Source organism: Williamwhitmania sp., from assembly GCA_035529935.1.
Lineage (GTDB): Bacteria > Bacteroidota > Bacteroidia > Bacteroidales > Williamwhitmaniaceae > Williamwhitmania.
This window is the reverse complement of sequence record DATKVT010000125.1, coordinates 18,752-40,069: the sequence shown is the minus strand read 5'-3', so window position 1 is coordinate 40,069 and position 21,318 is coordinate 18,752. Positions and strand designations below refer to the sequence as shown.

At 41.6% G+C, this 21,318-nt stretch carries 15 protein-coding genes; 9 read left to right on the top strand and 6 right to left on the bottom strand.

Annotated elements, in window-relative coordinates:
* The 7 genes from VMW01_09795 to xseB all read left to right on the top strand — a co-directional run.
* Positions 1-979, top strand: a 979-nt coding sequence (locus VMW01_09795) for an Hsp70 family protein (protein HUW06544.1), incomplete at its 5' end; no start/stop codon positions are given.
* 104 nt (positions 980-1,083) lie between these two features.
* Positions 1,084-1,884 (top strand): toxin-antitoxin system YwqK family antitoxin, encoded by an 801-nt coding sequence (locus VMW01_09790; GenBank protein ID HUW06543.1) that lies wholly within the window; start codon positions 1,084-1,086, stop codon positions 1,882-1,884.
* The gene (locus tag VMW01_09785; GenBank protein HUW06542.1) at positions 1,884-3,524 is read left to right on the top strand and encodes a S8 family peptidase; all 1,641 of its coding nucleotides are present in this window, start codon (positions 1,884-1,886) and stop codon (positions 3,522-3,524) included. The genes VMW01_09790 and VMW01_09785 overlap by 1 nt, the downstream gene beginning before the upstream one ends.
* Positions 3,525-3,530: 6 nt before the next feature.
* Complete coding sequence (gene xseA, locus VMW01_09780) at positions 3,531-4,913, top strand: exodeoxyribonuclease VII large subunit (protein ID HUW06541.1); 1,383 nt, start codon at positions 3,531-3,533, stop codon at positions 4,911-4,913.
* A gap of 84 nt (positions 4,914-4,997) precedes the next feature.
* Positions 4,998-7,187 carry a tetratricopeptide repeat-containing sensor histidine kinase gene (locus VMW01_09775; protein HUW06540.1) on the top strand — a complete coding sequence of 730 codons (2,190 nt, stop codon included), beginning with the start codon at positions 4,998-5,000 and terminating at the stop codon, positions 7,185-7,187.
* Positions 7,188-7,489: 302 nt separating this feature from the next.
* Entirely contained in the window at positions 7,490-10,264 is a 2,775-nt protein-coding gene (locus VMW01_09770; GenBank protein HUW06539.1) for a tetratricopeptide repeat protein, read from the top strand.
* Positions 10,265-10,270: 6 nt separating this feature from the next.
* Positions 10,271-10,474: an exodeoxyribonuclease VII small subunit gene (gene xseB / locus VMW01_09765; protein ID HUW06538.1), complete on the top strand. Its 204-nt coding sequence runs from the start codon at positions 10,271-10,273 to the stop codon at positions 10,472-10,474.
* A 50-nt stretch (positions 10,475-10,524) separates the two neighbouring features.
* Here the strand turns inward: xseB and aspA are convergent, their stop codons facing one another.
* The 3 genes from aspA to VMW01_09750 form a co-directional block, all read right to left on the bottom strand.
* A complete protein-coding gene (aspA, locus tag VMW01_09760; GenBank protein HUW06537.1) occupies positions 10,525-12,414 on the bottom strand; it encodes an aspartate ammonia-lyase in 1,890 nt (629 codons plus the stop codon).
* Between the two features lie 117 nt (positions 12,415-12,531).
* The gene (locus VMW01_09755) at positions 12,532-13,371 is read right to left on the bottom strand and encodes a serine protease (GenBank protein HUW06536.1); all 840 of its coding nucleotides are present in this window, start codon (positions 13,369-13,371) and stop codon (positions 12,532-12,534) included.
* 18 nt (positions 13,372-13,389) lie between these two features.
* On the bottom strand, positions 13,390-14,157 hold the full coding sequence (locus VMW01_09750; protein HUW06535.1) for a hypothetical protein: 768 nt from the start codon (positions 14,155-14,157) through the stop codon (positions 13,390-13,392).
* 228 nt (positions 14,158-14,385) lie between these two features.
* Between VMW01_09750 and VMW01_09745 the strand changes: the two genes are divergently transcribed.
* The gene (locus VMW01_09745; GenBank protein HUW06534.1) at positions 14,386-16,833 is read left to right on the top strand and encodes a hypothetical protein; all 2,448 of its coding nucleotides are present in this window, start codon (positions 14,386-14,388) and stop codon (positions 16,831-16,833) included.
* Here VMW01_09745 and VMW01_09740 read toward each other — a convergent pair.
* The 3 genes from VMW01_09740 to VMW01_09730 all read right to left on the bottom strand — a co-directional run bounded on the left by VMW01_09740 (position 16,830) and on the right by VMW01_09730 (position 20,257).
* Positions 16,830-17,666, bottom strand: a complete 837-nt coding sequence (locus VMW01_09740) for a hypothetical protein (protein ID HUW06533.1) — start codon at positions 17,664-17,666, stop codon at positions 16,830-16,832. The genes VMW01_09745 and VMW01_09740 overlap by 4 nt on opposite strands.
* Positions 17,666-19,306, bottom strand: a complete 1,641-nt coding sequence (locus tag VMW01_09735) for an ABC transporter substrate-binding protein (GenBank protein HUW06532.1) — start codon at positions 19,304-19,306, stop codon at positions 17,666-17,668. Before VMW01_09735 ends, VMW01_09740 begins: the two co-directional genes overlap by 1 nt.
* Positions 19,307-19,579: 273 nt before the next feature.
* Positions 19,580-20,257 (bottom strand): Crp/Fnr family transcriptional regulator, encoded by a 678-nt coding sequence (locus VMW01_09730; protein ID HUW06531.1) that lies wholly within the window; start codon positions 20,255-20,257, stop codon positions 19,580-19,582.
* A gap of 114 nt (positions 20,258-20,371) precedes the next feature.
* Here VMW01_09730 and VMW01_09725 point away from each other — a divergent pair, with 114 nt between their 5' ends.
* The gene (locus VMW01_09725) at positions 20,372-21,271 is read left to right on the top strand and encodes a 4Fe-4S dicluster domain-containing protein (protein ID HUW06530.1); all 900 of its coding nucleotides are present in this window, start codon (positions 20,372-20,374) and stop codon (positions 21,269-21,271) included.
* Positions 21,272-21,318 lie beyond the last annotated feature (47 nt).

The following is a 21,318-nucleotide window of genomic DNA, read 5'->3' as shown; positions in this document are numbered from 1 at the left end:
GCCATGTAAGAAAGCTCTTTCCGATGCCGGGCTATCAACTTCTGAAATCAGCGAAGTTATTCTTGTTGGTGGATCAACGCGAATTCCTGCTATTCAGCAGATTGTAGAGCAATTCTTTGGCAAAGCTCCGTCTAAGGGTGTAAACCCTGACGAGGTGGTTGCCGTTGGTGCTGCCATCCAGGGCGGCGTTCTTACCGGTGAGGTAAAGGATGTTCTCCTACTCGATGTTACACCGTTATCTCTTGGTATTGAAACCCTTGGAGGAGTCTTCACCAAGTTGATAGAGTCGAACACGACCATACCTACTCGCAAATCGGAAACCTTTACCACGGCGGCCGACAACCAGCCTACAGTGGAAATTCACGTGCTGCAGGGAGAAAGACCAATGGCCAAGGACAACAAAACTATTGGAAGGTTCCATCTCGACGGTATCCCACCTGCCCAGCGTGGTATTCCCCAAGTTGAAGTTATTTTCGACATTGATGCAAACGGTATTCTCCACGTTACTGCAAAGGACAAGGGAACTGGCAAGGAGCAGAAGATTAGAATTGAAGCCTCCTCTGGATTGACCGACGACGAAATCAAGAAAATGAGAGAGGAAGCAAAAGCCAACGAGGAGTCCGACAAGAAGGCTCGCGAAACGGTTGACAAGTTTAACGCTGCCGACAGTTTAATTTTCCAAACAGATAAGCAGCTGAAAGAATTTGGCGACAAGCTGCCAGCTGACAAGAAGGCACCCATTGAGGCTGCACTCAACGAGCTTAAAGAGGCCCACAAAAGCCAGAACATTGAAAGGCTCGATAAGGCTTCAGAGGAGTTGAATACCCTTTGGCAAGCTGCTAGCGAAGATCTTTATAAGGCAAGCCAACAATCATCACAAGGACCTGGACCTGATGCAAACGCTGGTGAAAGCACTGGTGGTGGTCAAAAAGCAGGAAACGAAGAGGTGACTGACGTTGACTTTGAAGAAGTAAAGTAATTCTGCCATAAATAACAGACGAAAGGGTTCCCCAAAAAAGGAACCCTTTTGCTATTTGTAATACCTTTATTAAATTCGTAAAAACTACAACAGAATTTTACACCATGAAAAAACTTCTCTTCCTGCTGGTATCCACAGTAATATGCCATTCATTAACTTTTGCACAAGTAGAAAATCCCAATACCAACAAGTGGGATTCGCAGGGTCGAAAACAAGGGGTCTGGATTAAATACTATAAAAACGGAAACAAGGCATACGTTGCCAAATTCAAAAACAACACCCCGATAGACACACTTACGAGGTTTTATGATTCGGGTGAGACTAAAGTGATGGTTGTTTTTGATAAGGAAGGAAGATCATCACACGCTTCCTACTTTCACAAAAACGGAAAAATAGCAGCACAAGGGGCATTCATTGGCGAAAAGAAAGATGGCATTTGGAAATACTATTCCGAGGATTCTGTTCTTGTAATGGTTGAAAACTACACTAATGGTAAAACCAACGGTAAAACTTCCAAATACTACAAAACAGGAACACTGATGGAAGAAAAAGAATTTGTTAATGGTGTTCCAACCGGCAGTTGGACGGTTTATTATCCAAATGGGAAGCAAAAATACATTGGCACATTCCAAGATGGCAAGTTAAATGGATTAATGAAAATGTTTGGCACAAATGGAAAACCAATCTCCACTGGCTTATATAAAGATGGGCTCAAGGATGGCGCTTGGACTTTTTACAATCAAGATGGGAATGTGACAAAAGTTGTTACATTCCTCAACGGTGTTGCAACAAACAAGGACTCCCTTGATCTTGAGCAAACCAAGCAACTTCTCGACCTCGAAAAGAATGCCGGTAGGTTCGAAGAACCTACACCAGAAAATACATTGGAGCAAATGGGATATTAATGAAAATCTACACATTTATTCTTCTGATTGCCATCAGTCTTGGACTAGCAGGTGGAGCTTTCAGCCAAAACCTATACTGGGTTGGCTTTACAGATAAGTTTGGCACCAACTACTCGGTTAATCATCCGGAAGAATTTTTAAGCAACCGGGCAATTGCAAGGAGGATAAAGCAGAACATCGCCGTTACGACAGAAGACCTGCCAGTAAGCAAACAGTATTTGGATAGCATTGAGCTAACAGGATCAACCATAAGGCAGCAACTTAAATGGCTCAACGGTATAGTGGTAGAGGCATCGCCAATTCAATTAGAAAAAATAGAACAACTTTCCATGGTTTCCCAAGTAAGGCTCATTTTTGATTCCACTGTTGCCTCTTCCTCCAGTGATTTTGGCTATTTGCCGAAAGTATCCCAGCAATTCACGGAGCAAGCGTCAACCAGCGAATACGGATATGGTTTTGAAGCCATCAATATGGTAAATGGCATTTCCCTTCACAGCCTCGGCTTTAAAGGCAATGGAATGATAATAGCTGTAATAGATGCCGGATTTTTCCATGCTAACCAAGCAGTCGAAATACAACCATCCTTTACTGGGGGTAGAATTGTGGCGAGCAAAGATTTCGTGACTTCTGGGGGAGATATATTTGAGGAAAGTGAACATGGTACAAATGTGCTTTCATTAATGGCATCGAACGATCCTAACACCTTTGTTGGGACGGCTCCCCTCGCCAGCTATCTATTGCTTCGTAGCGAAAATGTTCAGAGTGAACAAATTATTGAAGAGTATACGTGGGCCGCGGCGGCTGAATTTGCCGATAGCGCAGGTGCCGATGTCATCACTAGCTCGCTGGGCTATACCACCTTTGATGTTGCTTCTCAAAATCATACCTACAGCGATTTAAATGGGAATACAACACCTATTTCGCGGGCATGCTCCATGGCTGCTTCAAAGGGAATTCTCGTTATAGATGCGGCAGGTAACGAAGGCAACCTTGAATGGAAGCACCTTGATGCTCCTGCCGACAGCTATGGCATACTGGCCGTTGGAGCAGTAAATAGCAGCTTATCACCTGCGAGCTTCTCCTCCTATGGACCATCTGCTGATGGAAGAGTAAAGCCCGAAGTTGCTGCTCTTGGAGCAAACATTCCCGTTGTAGATGGCGATGGAACCATCCGAGTTGGAAGTGGAACCTCGTTTGCCACACCTGTAATTGCTGGAATATCAGCTTGTTTGTGGCAAGCATTTCCCTCTGCATCTGCCCAAGAGTTAAGAAGTGCAATCATAGGAAGCGGCAGCCAATACAATGCACCCAACAATATCATTGGATTTGGCATTCCCAATATGGATGTAGCCTTTAAACTACTGCTTAATAGCCAAGATGGGGATAAATGCCAAAACCTTGAGATTCATCCCAACCCATTTTTTGATGAAATTTACATCACCCTGAGCCATCCAACAAGTCCAACTGCAATTGTTAACCTATATACCCTTGAAGGAAAAGAAATTCTATCGCAAACAATTTCCGTTTCTCAAGGAATCCCAACCATCCTAACCGTTAGCAAAGATTTACCAACTAGTATATACATCGTGGACGTTGAGTGTGGGGATTGTAGGTGGACAAAGAAACTTGTGAAACATTAATAATAGATGAGCCAACCCAAGCACATATCACTCTATGAGCTGAATCAGCAAATTCGGCAAGCAATGGAGGAACGATTTCCGGAATCTGCTTGGGTAATCGCTGAAATAAGCGAAATAAAAATTAGCGCATCAGGACATTGTTACCTTGAACTTATCCAGAAAGATGACCGAAGCGCATCAATCAAAGCGAAGGCCTCAGCCACCATTTGGGCAGCCACTTTTCGAATGCTTCGTCCCTATTTCGAAATGACAACCGGACGGCCACTGGCAGAGGGAATGAAAATTCTAATTCGGGCAACCGTTGAGTTTCATGAAATTTATGGCCTTTCGCTTAAAGTAATGGACATAGACCCAACTTACACCATAGGGGAGTTAGAGTTGCAGCGGCAACAAACCATTCAGCAACTTATCGATGACGGGGTTTTTGACATGAACAAGCAGCTGCCTTTCCCTGAAATACCTCAACGATTAGCTGTTATTGCATCAGAGAAATCGGCCGGATACCAAGACTTTATGCACCAGTTACTGTCCAATGCACATGGCTTTTACATCAAAACTTCGCTCTTCGGCGCCATTATGCAGGGTAAAGATGCAGAACCATCTATTCTGAAAGCACTAGAAAATATTTTTGAGGAAAGAGATAAATTTGATGCTATTGTTCTCATAAGAGGCGGTGGTGCGCAAGCCGACCTCTCCTGCTTCGACTCTTACTGGCTTTCGCTACACCTTGCACAAATGCCTTTGCCGGTTATCACCGGAATTGGACACACCAAGGATATCTCCATTGCTGACATGGTTTCCCATACATCTGTTAAGACACCAACAGCAGCAGCCGAGCTTATTCTATCCACCATGGTAGAAGCTGACCAAAAATTCTCTCAGTTTGGAAATTGGGTTGCTGACTACCTTGAGTCCTTTTTTGAAATCGCGAACGATAACCTTAGGCAGCACGTCCAAAATTTTAGGAAAATTCAGAATCTCATCGTTCTAAAACAGCGAAAGGTTGAACGCATTGCCATGGAAATTAAGAGTAGCGTTGATCAAAAACTCCGCAAAGAAGCGCTGCGGGTAAATGCGTTCCAACTGTTTGCTAAAAGGGCTCCTGTGACCATTTTTGAGGAGAAAAACAAGTCGTTATGCAGGATTAAAAACGAACTTACTCATCAATTAGGTCAAACAATACTTACTGAGCATAAGCTACTGCATACCCGATCACTTATCATCACAAACATGCACCCGAACAATCTCCTCCGGAAAGGCTTCTCCATAACTCGAATCAAGGGGAAAGCGGTAAAATCGGTAGCCATAGTTGAATCAGACGAAATTCTGGAGACAACCTTTATCGACGGAATCATTACAAGTAAAGTAATGAAATCCAACAACAAATAGGTTTAGCAATTAATACAACGCCGCTTATTTTTCCTATTATCCAGCATTTTTTTTACTTTTAACAGTTCAAGATTTGGGTTTTCCATGGCTGTCATAAAAAACATTTGCATTATTGCCATAGTAGTGGCTGCTTTTGCGGGGACGGGAAAGGCCCAGCCTCCTGACAGTCTTTTGCTGCAACTTAACAATGCAACAACGCCAAGCATAAAAGTTCAAGCACTCATCAATCTTTCGAAGTATTACTGGTATATCAATGTCGATTCAAGTCTATACTACGCACAAGAATCTGCAACCGTCGCTCAAAACAATGACGATCAGCTACTCTTAAGTGACGCTCAAAACGCAATGGCTAACATCCTGTCAATTACAGGTGACTCCAACGGCGCCATCAGCTACTACCAAAAATCGCTTGCAATACGAAGTGCGAAAGGACAGAAAGGCAAAGTTGCTTCGATTTACAACAATTTGGCCCTGCTCTTTCTAGACAAAAAGGAGTATATCAAGGCTATTGATTATTATCGAAAGGCAGCATCAATTGAGGGAGAACTTAGCAACTATCGCTCAGAGGCAAATTATATTAGCAGCATCGGCACAGTTTATTCGGATTTGGGAACACCCAACAAGGCACTTGAATATTACATATCTGCCTTAAACATACTCTACGCCAACAACCTCAGTCAATATTCGGGTAACATTCATAACAGTATAGGTAACATTCACGAACAGATGCAGAACCTAGACCTAGCTCTTGAACATTACCAGCGAGCACTTGAAGCATTTCAAAAGATGGGCAATAAGTATGGAGTCTCTATTGCCCTGAACAACATTGGTATAATATACAACGACAAGCACAACAATTCTAAGGCATTAGAATACTACACACGGTCGCTCGAAATTGCTAAAGAGATGAAAGACATAAACGGTCAGGCAACTTCATTGAACAACCTTGGCTATCTTTATGCCCGAATCGACCAGCTTGATAAAGCAGAAACTCATTATTTTGCGTCGTTGAAACTTTCGCAAGAAATTAACGATGCATACAGCATCGCCAATACCAAAAACAATTTAGCCAATGTATTTTTCGCAAAAAAACAGTTCAACCTAAGCCACAAATACGTATTTGAAGCCCTGAACAGTGCCATTGCAATCAAGGCCACTGACATACAGGAAGAAAGCTATCAGATTCTTTCGAAGCTTAAGGCGAAAATGGGAAATTACAAGCAGGCTTTTGAATACCAATCCAAGGAAATTATTCTTAAAGATAGCCTCTACAGCCGAAAGTCTAACGAAAAGTTGTTAGAGGTTCAAGCCAAATTTGACTTGGAGGCAAAAGAAAATGAAATAAACATTCTGAAAAAAGACAACCAGATAAAAAATCTGGACCTCGACAGGCAGGCAATTTTCCAACATGCGTTAATAATATCTCTCCTTCTTGCCCTTTTGTTAGGAATAGCCCTTTTCAGCAATCTTCGGATGAAAAAGAAGAACAACAAACTACTCTCCGCTGCCAACGGTGAAATGGAAAGAGCTAATCAACGTCTGCAGGAATCTGAAGCAAACCTCAAACAACTAAATGCAACTAAAGATAAATTCTTTTCCATAATTGCTCACGACTTAAAGAATCCATTCAACGCCCTTTTGGGCTTTAGCGATATTCTTGCCACCAGTGCTGAAGAGGAAAAGTTGGCTGACGTTAAAGAATACAGCAAGGCACTTTATGATTCAGCAGAGAAACTCTTCCTGTTGATAGAAAACTTACTGGAATGGTCACGCACGCAAACTGGCAAAATTCCATTCGCCCCTGAATACTTCCTCATCGACCATCTAATTCGTGAAGAGATTGATATTCAGGCTAACCTTCTCCAGAGAAAGAAAATATCAGCCCAGTTGCTGTCACAAGATTCTACCTACGCTTATGCAGATAAAACGTTAGTTGGTACAGTTCTTAGAAACCTGTTGAGTAATGCTATTAAATTCACCCAACCTGGAGGAAAAATATGGATTGCCACTAAGGTTCTCAACAATCAAGTTGAAGTTGCTGTTACCGACAACGGCATCGGTATCGAAAAGGATAAGATTCCTGAATTATTTTCCCTAGAATCTTCAAACAGCACGCATGGCACCTGGAACGAAAAAGGCACCGGACTTGGCCTTATCATTTGCAAAGAATTTATCAACAAAAATTTGGGAACAATTTGGGTGGAGAGTCAAGTTGGAAAAGGAACCACCTTCTTTTTTACGCTTCCAGCCAAATTAGAAAAAGAGATATCATAGCCCTGCATCTATTGTTTTCAAGGCTCCTGCATATATTAAGAAATTGACAATATTTCAACGATTAATGATCTTAAATCATTTTATTCTGATCGTATTGAACACCTTACATTGCCTACACAATGTTTGCAATAACTATTGAAATACCTTTCAAAAACTCCTATCTGGAAAACATTATGATTGAGGCCGATGGAATCATGAGGTATTTGAATTCAATTTCGCGATTGGACATAGATTGGAGCCAGCATCTAGGAAGGTAAATGATCATTTAGAAAAACTGACAGCAATATTCGACGCCAAACCAAATGAAAAAAAGATTACCATCCTCGTTCATCTCAAGTCTTGCAATCTTAATGCTTTGCCTATCACTTAATGCTAGCGCGCAAAAAAGCACAAGTGATTCATTGCTAACACTTTTTGGCAGAATAACAGATGTAAACTCAACTTTTTCGCAAAAAAAGGCTGCCACCCTAATTGAAACCACAACCCTCAAGTTAACCAGCTCAACTCATTCGGACCAATCATCTACATTGCTCCATCTTGTGAGGGCGATATCGGAAGCCAAATTGGAACACAACAAGGAGGCCACTGACGACTATACTACAGCAATAAAACAATCAAAAAAAATTGGACACAAAGCCTATCAGGTAATTGCGCTGATGCAATATGGGGTTTTCCTCCAAAAACAAGGGGAAAGTGAAAAAGCAATGAGCAAGTTGGGTGATGCTCTTTCGGTAGCAAAGTCTTCAGGAAACGACACGCTGAAGGCCGACGTGCTTTTACAAATTGGAGGCGAGTACTGGAGCGAGGCCAACTTCACCAAGGCAATGGTTGCCTTTTCTCAAGCCACTACAATAGGTAATACCCAAAACAACCACAATATCATCATTCGTGGATTGGCTAATCAAGCCTTGTGCAGTAGAGATTTAGGTCAACTCAACAATGCCATAACCTCAATAGAACAAGCTATTGCTGAGGCAAGACAACATGCACCACAATGGTTACCCACTACACTTAACCTAAAGGGGAGCATATATTTTAGGTTTGGACAACAAGACTCTGCCATTACCGCCTATAGAATGGGATTAACAACCATTCCAACTGAGGCTGGTCAGCCGGACATAAAGGCAGTGCTATTTGAAAATCTAGCTCTCTGCTTCAAGGAGAAACAGCAAGGCAATAAAGCTCAAATACTTCTTGATTCAGCACTCTCCATTAGAGAGAAGAACTTTGACACTCTTGGGTTAGCTAAAACATACACCCTACGTGGAAACATCTTTTTGCAAAGAACTGAATACGCCGACGCACTTGAAAGCTATCTCTCAGCACTGGAGCTAAGGCAGCAAATGAAAAACAAGGCAGAGATTGCCAGTAGCCTAACAAGTATTGGATTATTATACCGTAACCTTGGTCTTAATGGAAAAGCCCTTAACTACTTTTCCCAGGCATTAGAAGAACGATTGCAGTCTGGATCCTCCATCGAAATTGGAGATGCATACACCCATCTAGGCAATGCATACTTCGATGTAAAAAGATATAAAGAAGCCTTAGACAGCTATAAGAAGGCCCTCTCTTACCGCGAAAAAGCAAAAGATAATACATTGAAGGCTCGGTCGCTCAACAGCATTGCGACGGCCTACCAAATGCTAGGCAACAATCGTGAGGCCGAAAGCAACTTTTCAAAAGCATTGATTCTTTATCAAAGTAACCGTGATGACAAGGGGCTTGCCATTGTCAGAAACAACCTTGGCAACTTTTATCTAGCTCAAAATAAGCGTAATGAAGCGTTGACCAATTTCTACATTGCATCAAAAATAAACCAAGTCACGGGGAATAAACTTGCAGAAGGGTTGTGCTACCGTAAGATTGGTGAAATATACCTTGCACAAAATCTAACCAGTAAAGCTGATTCTGCACTTAAGGCAAGCTTAGTGTTGGGTATTGCTACCCGAAATTTCGAACACCTAAAAAACACCTATTTTGCACTGTATAACCTTTCCCTAAAGAATAACGACCTTAAGCAGGCTCTCAGCAACTACATTGCCTTTTCCCAATATCAGGATAGTATTGCCAAAACAAAGACTTCTGAAGAGTTAATGGATGCAAGGCTCACCATGGAGCTTGACCGAAAAAAATCGGACATTCAGAAAATCGAGAACGAAATTGAAATTTTGCGCAAAGAGGCTCTATTACAAGAATCTGAACTTCGTCAACAAAGGTATCTTAGAATATTCTTAGTGAGCATATCGCTTGTTCTCATTGCGTTTGGGTTTGTATTGCTGAGAGCTAATCGCCTAAAAAAGCAAAAGACAGTTCTGCTTCAAGAGCGCTTCGATTTGGTGAACTCCACCAATGAAAAGTTGGCAAAATCGGAGTCAGAACTCATCACTCTGAACCAAACAAAAGACAAGTTCTTCTCCATAATTGCACATGACCTCAAGAACCCGTTTAATGCTCTTATGGGATTTAGTGAACTTCTTAAAGAAAATGCGGCAAGCTTGTCAACTCAGGAGGTTGTATCCTATGGCCAAACAATCAACGACGCCTCACAAAGGCTATATAAGCTGTTGGAGAATCTTCTCCAGTGGGCAAGAACGCAAACTGGAAAAATCCCTTTCACCCCCACCACTTTCCCAATAAACGAGGCCATCTCGCAAAACATAAACCTTCAGGAACTGAATGCGGCTTCAAAGAGTATTTCACTTGAAGTTGAAACCATTGAAAGTTACCAAGTTTTTGCCGATTGGGAAATGGTAAATACCGTTCTCCGAAACCTCATATCTAACGCTATTAAATTTACCCCACCCAACGGACGTGTTGCCATTTCCACAGTAAAAAAAGCAGATCAGGTTGAGGTAAGCATAGCCGATTCAGGCATCGGAATGAGCGAAGAGGATAGACAGAAACTATTTAGGATAGATGTTCACTATACTACAAGGGGCACCAACGAAGAGGAGGGCACCGGACTTGGGCTAATTATTTGCAAGGAGTTTATCGAAAAACAAGGTGGAGAAATTTGGGTATCAAGCACTCAAGGTGAGGGAACAACTTTTTTCTTTACTTTACCAATAAATAAATAGGGCATTATGACCAAAAAGAACATTACCTATAAGGAGGCCGTTGCCGAGATTGAAGTGATTATGGCAAAAATGGAAAGTGACGAGCTCGACGTGGATGAGCTGTCTGCCTACGTTGACCGCGTGGCTTTTTTAATCAAGTTATGCAAAGAAAAGCTGCGCCATACCGAGGATGAGGTAAAGAAAATTGTAGAATCGCTCGACGAGGACTAAAAAAAATGGAGTAGCAAAAGCCACTCCATTTTTTGTTTATTAGGTTATCTTTATTTCTTTGGAGTCATCTTGCGCGGTTTAATCATATTTTCAGGAGCAAGAACATTATCCAACTCTTCCTTCGACATCAGATTTTTTTCCAAAACTAACTCATACACGCTTCGGTTAGAAGCAAGTGCCTCTTTGGCCAACATAGTACTAATTTCATACCCCAGATAAGGGTTAAGTGCCGTAACCAGTCCAATGCTGTGGTAAACTAACTCACGGCAGCGCTCTTCGTTAGCAGTAATACCATCAATGCAGCGATACTTAAGGGTCATCATCCCATTCTTAAGCATTTCGATGCTTTCAAAAATGCTTTGCACTATCACCGGCTCCATAACATTGAGTTCCAGCTGACCAGCTTCTGCTGCAAGAGTAACCGTTAGGTCGTTACCAATTACCTTAAAGGCAATTTGGTTTACTACTTCTGGAATCACAGGATTTACTTTGCCAGGCATGATAGAAGAGCCAGGCTGCATGGGAGGCAAATTTATTTCATTTATACCTGTTCTTGGTCCGGACGAAAGTAGTCGAAGGTCGTTGCAAATTTTACTCAACTTCACAGCCAATCTCTTAACTGCAGCCGAATACATTATAAAAGCCCCAGTATCTTGAGTCGCCTCCACAAGGTTTGGTGAGTTGACAATTGGCAATCCAGTAACCGTTCTGAGATGAGCAATTACCATATCTGCGTAGTCGGGATCTGAATTTATGCCAGTTCCTATTGCCGTTGCGCCCATATTAACCTCAAGAAAGAGCTTAACATTTTGTTCTAGACGCTCAATTTCTTCAGATAGGGTAACTGCATAAGCCTCGAATCCTTGGCCCAGGGTCATAGGAACAGCATCCTGCAACTGGGTGCGTCCCATTTTTATTATGTGGGCAAATTCCGTTGCCTTATTTCTAAATGATTCTATCAAAAGTTTCAAAACCTCCACCAACTTTTTATTACTGCTGATGAGTGCAATCTTAACAGAAGTTGGATAGGCGTCGTTTGTCGATTGGGAAAGATTTACGTGATTATTGGGATGACAAAACTGGTATTGGCCCTTTTCGTGACCCAGTATTTCCAACGCACGGTTAGCGATAACCTCGTTTGCATTCATATTGGTAGAGGTTCCTGCTCCTCCCTGAATCATATCCACTACAAAATGGTAGTGATATTTCCCGTCACAAATTTCCTCGCAAGCTTGAACAATGGCTTTGGTAACATCATCCTCCATTAGTCCTAACTCATTATTAGCTAATGCAGCTGCCTGCTTAACCTTAGCAAGTGCCTCGATCAACGCTGGATAAAAGTTTAGTGTAACACCGCTAATATTGAAATTTTCAAGAGCGCGCAAAGTTTGAACGCCGTAGTAATATTCAAATGGGACATCTCTCTCACCAAGAAGGTCATGTTCTCTGCGAGTTCTCCCCGACTCGTATTGTGCAGCAGAGGATACCATGCGGACATTTGCATTTCGCATCCGACGTGAGATAACTCTGGCAATGTTGGAAAAAATCTTAAGGGATGTAGAAGCATTATTTGAGAAAAAATCCCGATTAATACTATAAACTATGGTAGGTTCCAGCGCCCTTGAGGAAGTTGAGTGTGGTGAATCGCTGGCCCAAGAACCTTCACCCAAAAAGTCACCCTTTCCAAAATATGCCAAGCGCGTTTCCACACCATAAGCATTGGTTTTGAACAACTCCACGCGGCCCTCTTTAATTACAAAGATATCCTCCCTCCGTCCATTTTCATGGAAAAGGAGTTCTCCCACCTTGTAGCTTTTCTCAACCACCTTCTGGGCAAGAATTGCAAACTCTTCATCGGTTAGACCGCGAAAAAGTTCAATCTCCCGAATAAATTCTTCAATTCGTTTTATCTCCATGGCTAAACCCTCCAATAATTTCATTTATCCTGCAAATGTAGCAATCAAAACATAAACCATTAATAGAGTGCATAGCTATAAAACATATTTTAAACTATTTGTCAACATAATAAAAAAGCCCCCATTTGGGGGCTAAAGCCTTTACATCTCTTCAAGAACTGTTATTTTGATTTTTTGCTTCACGCTAACGTCCTCCTCCGAGCGTTGAAAGTAGCCAATCAACGGTTCAGGAAGAATAGCGAAGGCTTGTGCACTATTTGAATGTAGATAAATGTTTTTTGCTAATAGTTTAAGTTGGTTTTGGTTTACTACCAATACTTGAATGGGGTCAACATCATCAATACTAAATCGACCTTCAATCTTTTTTAACATTTTAATATTCTCGTTGACTGTATTGATCAACCGCTCGAAGTACTTTGCTGAGGCAGTAATTCTACGATTAACAATACCAATAACCTTTCCAGTATGTGGGTCGATAATTGGTCCACCAGAATTACCGTAACCAAAGTTTCCATCCAAAACAAGGGTCATGCGACCAAATGCATTTTTAAAGGATGAAGAAACAAATACCTTTTTCATGGTTTGACATGGCAATCCCTCTTGGTAACCTAGGAATAGCAACTCATGACCCAACGGTATCTCGCTACTCTCGTCAAACGCTAAACTTGGAACATGCTCAAATTCAGGCAAGTCAATATTAAACACTGCATATCCTTCCTCATTTCCTCGAAGGCCAATACCAAAATTGCTTACGAACTCCTTGTATGGAATTTCAAGGCTGGCCAGAATACTTTGGTAAGTATCACCGCAAAAAGTAATGGTTACACTCACCGCTTTTTTGATGAAAAAAGCCTCCTCCGCAGTTACTAACGAATTATTTACCTTAAATCCACTAAGAGTATCAACAACTATTCCCTTGTCGTTATAAAAGTGCAACTTGCAAACTGAGCTGCGGCTTTTTTTTGAGGCTTCTGCAAACATAGGTATATGGGTTAGGGGTTAGGATTTCATAAGTTGTTTTATCAGCCTTTTTGATGCGTGGGTCATTTCAAGGTCGGCAAGCGTTGAGTTTACTTGCTTTCGAAGAGTGAACAGTTGCGCCGGGAGTATGTCTAACTCCGAAAAATCGGGCAGTACGGGTACGAACCATCTCTCTCCCATACAGCTGATTCGAGCAACTTTGAATAATATAGAACCAGAACCAAGCGGAATAGCCCTTTCATGAACTATTTCAACCTCCATTCCCGCACTGGTTATATTCCTTAATGTGTCGCAACCTAAAATCAACAAATAGGTACGCTGCCACAAAAATACGCCCCTGATTATATCCTTTACTAAATGTGGAAACATTGCATTCTCTGCATCTGGTAGTATAACTCGCAGGAGTAGATCTAACTTGTTTCCTAAAAGTTTATTCGCATTTGCCCGTTCACCCGTTACTTGTCCATCCAGAAAGGAAACGAGGTTTCGATGCTCCTTAATTAGTAATGGATTAAGATAATCACCATAAAGATCATGCAAAATTTGATGGTAATTCTGCTGCCGATAAAGAAAGGCCTTAAATGACCGTGGCCAAGCCCCATTAAATGAAAAGTCATAGGCTTTGGTCATTCGAATTACCACCATTGGTGAAGAAAGTTTTCCAGCAAACAGGGAGGTTGCTAGTTGGCCAAAGTTGTTTTGCTCCGATGCACCCAAGCAATTAACACCTTGCTCCGCACAGCGATTATAAACATCTTCATACCAACTATAGAACCCGTTCTCCATCTTTACAAATATGTGTGACAAAAATAAATGGCGAGCAAAGTTCTGTCAATCGGTCACGATGGTCATTTTTTATAATTTAACTCATGTCTACACAATTTTTTTATTAACTTCGTTCTTCACTATTTTATTGAAGCATATATGCTTGATACTCTTAGATTAAAAGTCGAGGAAACTTTTGGCAAAAAAATTGCCACACAAAAAGATTGCACCTCGCTTTCTTTTAAAATAATGGAGGAAACGGGGGAAATCGTGAGCCAAAGCACCATTCGTCGTTTTTGGGCACTGTTAAAATCGAATTCTCAGACATCGACTAAGACCATTAAGTCGCTTTGCAACTATTGCGGATACAAAAATTGGGACGAATTCCTAAAACAAAACAGCGCAAAATCAGCTTCCGAAATATTCAACGAGAAACTTTGGGCTACATCCAAGAAACGATGCACGGATGAAACAAACAACACGCTATCGATAATCCGACGCCGATGTGGAATTGGATTTAATTTTGCCATCGAGCGTCAATTCACTGCTGATCGGCTGGACTTATTTCTTAGGTCAAGCTATACCGCCACTGCATTTATTGGACCTGGTGGCTTTGGAAAGTCAACCATGATTGCAAAGTGGGTCGAAAAGGAGTTGGAAAAGAACAATGATGACGACAAAATTTACCTCCTGTTGAATGGCCCTAAGCTGGAGTCGAGCATTGGCCTTGCCAGCGACTTTAAGCACTGGCTTATGCATCACATCACAGGCAATTCAACCACCACAATTCCAGAACTTATTGGAAAAAACAGAACCAAGAAAAAGGTCATCGTAGTAATTGATGGCCTCGATGAAATCAGACTACCGGAAACCAAACTACAATCGCTGTTTATTCAAATTGCCGCCACTGTGGACGAGCATATAGGAACTGGCCTCAAGCTTATCATGACAGCTAGAAATGCAACTTGGGAAAGTCACTTTTTACCAATTTTTCACAAGGAAAAGTATGGAGAAAATAGCTGGCTAGGAATAGAGAATGGTAACTTTTCGCACAATCTCACCAATATTCCCCCACTTTCACGAATTGAAATTCAAAAAATTCTAAACCATACAATAAATGCTGTACAAGAGAAAAAAATTTTAGTGGAGGACATGGAGATAAACCTTCGTCACACACTGGCCTATCCATACTACCTTCAACTTTTTATCAACACTGGAGGCTGGGATAAAACAAACGCTAGCCTTGGTAGTCTTGATCTCATGAACGAATTCCTTAAAAGTCAAATCTACAATTCTCCCTTAGCCGATGAAAAGTTAGATATAATTAATGCGATACTTAGCTTGCAGGAGTTCGGAAGAAACCCAAACCTTTCCTCAAAAAATGAAATAAAGAAACTCTTCCCCATTAATCTAAAAACGGCAGGCAAATACTATGATGCATATCAAGATTTACTATCATTTGGCATTATCGACGAAGAGATTGTAGAGAGCAAATTTAAGACCTTAAGTACAGCCGTTACCATTGCCAACGACAACCTGCGGTGCACCCTAATTCTTCGCTCATTAATTGAGGAAAATGATGGCGTTAATTATTCTCTATTCGAAAAAATTGACCATACATACTCTAATATCGAAACAAAATCTCAACTGATTTCACTACTATTTAACGAGGCTTACAGATCTAGGAACACCGGTGCTCTGATGCCATTCTTTAACCTAACCTACGATACTCTTAGAGCCACGATTGCTCATGGTCAGGTTGGACAAGCACTTAGAAAAGACCAGTACATGCAAAACCAATTAATTCCAGAATTTGCCAGAAATCCGATTGCCCAAGAATTGCTATTCGAGAGCTATGTAGACATGGATTACCTTACCACATCCTTCAGCTCCATGCTCAAAGAGTATCTGAAACACAAAGTTGATAATGAAGCTCGTATTTTTGGAAACTCACTTCTTGCACTATCTTCAATCTACCAGCTCGATCGACCAAAGTCAGACCTATATATCGACGAGATAAAAAAACTAACACCTTATATAGGCTTAAAGCCAGCAACAATTGCCCACTGGCTAGGTGCACAAATCCTTCACCAGTTTCTTACTGAAGGAAAAATTAATAAAGAGTTCACAGACTCAATTCCTGCCATGCAAAAAATGGCTCACAAAATAAGTCCAGACTATGCTAAGTGGGGAAAGGCGGAGTTTGAGATTAATATTGCACTTATTTTGCTGATTGCCAAAGAGTATTCTTTAGCAGATGAGGTAATGAAAAAAGGAGAGAGATTTTTTCACTGCTTTAAAGATGAATCAACCATTGGCTTTCCTCCCGAATACTTAATTCTTCAAGTCATCTCGGAGTGGGGGCAAAACAATACGCTTCCCATAGAATCGGTAATGTCACTAGAAAACTTGCTCGAATCAATCCAAGGGCCCGATAGCATAATTTCTAAAGTGCTTGCATACACAGCGGTGGGCACATTTTACTTTTACCAAAACAAGTCTGAGAAATTTAACAACTACTTCCAGTATGCGCTTGAGTTGGTAACCTTTAACCAAAATAAGCTGTGGGAGGTTAAGCTTCTTAAGATGCTTTCCGTATTGCTTCAACTTCTAGAGGAAACTCGTTCCGCCGAGCAATGCGAAATATATGCCAAGGGGCTTTCTGAGAATTCAGGATTTCTTTTTGAGAAACTTTAGTGCGCATGATATTCCACAAGAGAGGTGATTGGGTACTGAACTACCTTGGTGAGTTCTAATCCCAACTCCCTTATCATTGGTTCTAGGATCGATGAAAACAGTGCACCTACCGACCCAACAATACCAATTTTATTATTATTCGACTTTTCACAAATCGGAAGCACTTGCATACGAAGATATTGGCCAAATGCCGTCCCAACAAGATTCTGAACGAATGGATGGTCTATATTACTGACTAAAAACGGTACAAACTGGGCTAGATATCTTGCAGAGTTTGAGGATTGGTAAAGATCTGCAATTATCCTATCCGATGGAAAAGCGGCAAGAAAATCACGACTTAATTCAGCTGGTAATAAATGGTAGGAGTATGCTCGAAGTAGCTCTCTGCCTAAATTTGCACCGCCTCCCTCATCTCCTAAAATGTAGCCAAGCGAGGGTGCAACATATTCAACAGCACCCTGGCGAAAGTAGCAACACGATGAACCGGTACCCAAAATTCCAACTACACCCTCTCCTTCCCCATAAACTGAAATTCCAGCTGCAACCAAGTCTGACTTTACGGTAATTATTGCGGTTGAAAAATAGTTGATTAGCAAATTTTCTACTATCTGTGCACCCAATCGTGCATGGCAACCAGCGCCATAGAAGAAAAGGTGTGATATCGTCGGCAACTTTTGGATACCTTTTACAACAAGAGCAAGTTCACTGTTCATTCTGTCGAGCGAGACGCTGTGTGGGTTTAGACCAACAGTAAAAACCTCATGCACTACCTTTTTTTCGTCCAAAAAGAGCCAATGCGCTTTGGTGGAACCACTTTCAACCAATCCAATCATCACTTCTTTCCTATTTGAACATATTTAAACACCGGAATATTCATGGGGTTCGGCGCCATTCCCTTAATACCCAGCCTCACAAACCGAACTGCCTTATCGTAAAAAAGAGGAATTACTGGTGCTTCATTTGTAATAATACTATCCATTTTGGAATAAAAGCGAAACCGCAACTTAATATCTGCCGTTTTGAGTGCTGCAACGTATAGCTTGTCGTAGAGAGAGTTAGAATAATGCGTGTAATTAGGCCCATAGGGAGAGTAATTCTTAGAGTAAAAAAGAGACAAATAGCTCTCCGCATCAGCGTAATCGGCAATCCAAGAACCTCTAAAGAACGGAAGGCGAGAGTCCATCACAGCTTGCCGGTATGAGGCCCCAGTTGCCACCTCAACATTAATCTTTATTCCAAGCACACTCAGCTCATGCTGAATAAATTCACATAAATCGAGATAATCGTCAGTGGTAGTGAGCGTAACCGCTGGGAGTCCATCCCCATGTGGGTAACCCATTCGAGCCAGAATGGCTAACGTGGAGTCAGGACAATAGGTCAATCCATGGAAATTAGGATTATAGGGAGGCAAACCTTGAGGTATAAATCCACTGTTTGCAGGATAGCCCAGACCATTTCTCAGGTAGGTTATCATTTTAGCCTTGTTTATACCAAACGCAATTGCTCGACGAAATTCTTTTTTGAGCAAGACAGACTGCTGCGGCTGCAATTTGGAAGGATCGACTAACACTCCTAGATATTCTGTGTTAAGAAATGGGCCTGTCTCCATTTGCACACGGTTAGCATACTTAGGATTTAACTGGCCAGTTCTAGTAAGCAACTCATCCTTTGATGCTTTCGATACTCCAGAGATAAAATCGAGATTACCAAGGATAAACTCCATAAACTCAGACTGCTTATCGCCAATAAAGGAGATGGAAACTGCATCCAAGTATGGTAACCGAATGCCCTTTTTATCGACCTCAAAATAGTTGGGATTCTTCACAAGCACAAGCTTCTCCCCATCGCGCCACACTTTCAACTGAAAGGGACCACAACCTACTGGGTGGTGGCCAAAATCACGTCCATATCGGGCTATGGCCTCCCTAGGAACTACAGAACAATAGGGTGAAGTGAGTAAGCCCAAAAAAGCAGGAAATGGTTCCCTGAGCCTAATCGCTAAAACTGTATCAGATTGTGCAATAATAGCAGGTTCTCCATCCTTCAATGTATCAATTTTTGAGAGAATCCAAGCACCAGGACTTGCAACCTCTTCTAGTCCAAGCCTATCAATGCTATATACAAAATCATTGGAAGTAACCCTTCGACCTTTTCCCTCAACAAAGCAGGTATCGTTCTGAAAAAACACGTCATTACGCAAACTAAAGGTATAGGTCAGCCCATCGGCAGAGATGGACCATCTTTTTGCAACGCAAGGCTTCACCTGAAGTGCACTATCGAGCTGCACTAAACCACAGAAAATTTGTGAAACGGGCCAAATGGACGGCATTGTCCGAGCAAACGCAGGATCGAGAGAGGTAATACCCTTTGACTCATTATACCGGAATACGTTATGCGAAGCATGCCTGCCTGCCGTACTGCACCCAACCAATACGGTAATAATGAGAAAATAAATAACTCGATTACGATTCATGTTTTTGTTTCAATCCGGAAAACAGTTCTGACAATATTATAGGTAGAAATTAATGAATTTGTACCGCCACACATATTTACAAAGTAAGTGGTTTTCCGGAAAGTGAAAACAGAAAGGTATAAAATTACGAAGGGGGCTTACGCCCCCTCCGATGTCAACCAAAACCAGCCAAGTAAAAAAACCAAAACCATGATTTCTTACTTACAGCATATTGCTGTTGAGACAAATATATGGCAAGAAAATACGAAACACAAGATGGTTTTGACAAAAGTTCTATTTTAATACATCAAGCAACCCATTACGGTTTTTTATCCATATCTCTTTACGCTCCACAACAATAAGTCCATCCTGCTCCATCTCAGTAAATACGCGCGCCAGCGAAGGTCTAGTAACCCCAAAAAACTCGGCAAGTTCGCCTTGCGATTTCTGAATTACAACTTTATCGGCATGCGACTCTTTAGTTAATCCCAACAGATACTGAGCCACCTTTTCCTTAATAGTCCTAAACGAAAGGAACCAAAGTTTTGAGGAGAGAAATTGAGCCCTATTTGAGATGGCACTAAGATAGTTACCTAGAACAACGTTATTGCCTTGTAACATTCTGATTACCTCTTCTTTAGGTACAAATAATATCTTAACATCCTCCAGCGCTACAACATCAACCGGAAAGAAATTCTTCTCCCCAAAAAGGAAGGCATGCGCAATGGGCATTGGAGCGTGCATCTCCTCAATCTTCACAATTTTTCCTGTAAAATCCACCATCTCACCTTTAACACTCCCTTGAATAATTATGCACAAACTCCGAACCTCATCCTCCCTCTGAGCTATTAACTGCCCCTTGGAAAAAGATTTAACAGAGTATCCAATGCGCGAAAATAGTTCCTCAATCTGTTCAGGTAGCAGCCCTTTAAAAAAGGGGGATTTTGAGAGGAGCAAAAACATATTTAACATTTCCTCAATTTTATTTCAGTGTTTGTAACATATGCAACAGTTTACTCCTTGGCATTACAGGATATTTGCATCAGAGATTAATGCCTGAAAGTAAAAAAACAAAAGCAATATACAATGAAACGCGAAATCATTAGGATAGATAGAGACAAGTGTAATGGCTGTGGCAACTGCATTAACGGTTGTCATGAAGGTGCGCTCCAGTTGATTGACGGAAAGGCTGCCCTAGTTAGTGAACTTATGTGCGATGGTCTTGGTGCCTGCATCGGTGACTGCCCTGTAGGTGCAATAACCATAGAGGTTAGGGAGGCTGATGCTTATAACGAGGTCAAAACCATTCAGGAGATGGTTAAAAGCGGCAAAAACGTAATAGTGGCGCACCTTAAGCACCTCAAGGAGTATCAGCAAAAAGAGTATCTACGCCAAGGGGTCGAATATCTTCTAGGACAAAAAGACACATTAAACTTCAGCGTTGATGATGTTTTGCAGGAGGTGCATAACCACGAATCGCAAGGAAACAAACAGCAATTTGCCAAGCCTCTAGCGTCCATACCTCATGCAGGAGGAGGATGTCCTGGTTCTGCAGCAAGAGCGTTTAATGTGCAGACACAGGTTACTGCCTCTGGTGAAATACCCTCGGAGCTTTCGCACTGGCCCATCCAGCTGCACCTTATCAACCCATCATCTGGCCACTTCAAAGGCTCAAATCTGCTGCTTGCCGCAGACTGTGTTGCATTCTCTCTTGGAGCATTTCATCGCGATTACCTAAAAGGAAAAACGCTTGCCATTGCCTGCCCCAAACTTGACAGCAACAAGGAGTCCTATATTGAAAAGTTAACTGCGCTTATAGACGAAGCACAAATTGACACTATAACGGTGATGCGCATGGAGGTTCCCTGTTGCGGAGGACTTGTCCACCTTGTGAAGCTAGCGTTGGAAAAGGCACAACGCAAAATTCCAATCAAATCAATAACCGTTGGAATTCACGGTGAAATACAAGAAAACAAATGGGTTTAATGAGAAACTCTCAACTAACAGAACTATACTAACACTTAAAATCAACA